This window comes from Xanthovirga aplysinae (assembly GCF_009711365.1).
Classification (GTDB): domain Bacteria; phylum Bacteroidota; class Bacteroidia; order Cytophagales; family Cyclobacteriaceae; genus Xanthovirga; species Xanthovirga aplysinae.
Genome location: NZ_SMMB01000254.1, coordinates 1 through 876 on the forward strand (window position 1 = coordinate 1; position 876 = coordinate 876).

An 876-nucleotide genomic window follows, 5' to 3' on the forward strand; every position below is an offset into this window, starting at 1 on the left:
CTTAAGAACTTTACCAATATTAATAGATGCCAGGGTGATAGGGAGGCTAAACTATATAGCAAACGTTAAAAGCATAGTCGGACTTGCCGAAACGGCGACTTTAAATACTGAAAGTACCACAATTAAAGGTGGTCAAGTTCAAAGTCTTTGTTAATCTATCTGCTGATACTATAATAAAGCAAATTACCATCAAGTATGACTATGAACAGAATAGATATTATGCTTGTATTTGTTGTGAACGTTAGTTTGAGCAACTTCTTAAAAACAGTAATCAGATTGGAATTGATACAAGGGGTGCTTGTTTTTAACGACTTTAGAAGGAGAAATAGTGGAAAACTCAAGGTTTTATACCAATGCTATGGGGAAACTAAAGTGATTTTAGCAATCTTTTGTAAGACAGGTAAAAGGAGGAAACTTGAAAAAGACAAAAAAGAAAATTTAAAATCTTCACCGAATACCGCTAAAATGCGAAAAGATTTTCTTCATAAGAGGTCAACAGAAATAATTAACGAAAACCAAGTAATTGTTCATGAGGACCTGAGATTGAAGAATATGACAAAAAGTGCAAAAGGAAGATTTAAAGAAACTGGAAGAAATATAGTTCAAAAAAGTAGTCTGAATCGCTCTAGACTTGACCTTGGGGCTTTTTCCTTCTTCTAAATGTTAAATTATAAAGCTGATCGCTATGGACGAGAAGTGATAAAAATAAACTCTGCATATACATCTCAAATTTGTTCCATGTGTGGCAATATATTAATGACTAAAAAGAACAGCCGTGAATCTCGAGATCTATTTATTGGTGAATAATGTAATCATCAGATAAATTCAGGTATCAATGCTGCTATGAATATTTTGGAGATAGGAATCTCTCAGGGT

The 876-nt window shown here is 33.1% G+C and carries 2 protein-coding genes; both read left to right on the forward strand.

Annotation, left to right across the window (positions count from 1 at the left end; all coding sequences use genetic code 11):
• Positions 1-201: 201 nt before the first annotated feature.
• A complete protein-coding gene (locus tag E1171_RS00620; RefSeq protein WP_155203086.1) occupies positions 202-660 on the forward strand; it encodes a hypothetical protein in 459 nt (152 codons plus the stop codon).
• Positions 661-807, forward strand: coding sequence for a zinc ribbon domain-containing protein (locus E1171_RS24840; protein ID WP_425509594.1), 147 nt, complete (start codon positions 661-663; stop codon positions 805-807).
• Positions 808-876: the final 69 nt, after the last annotated feature.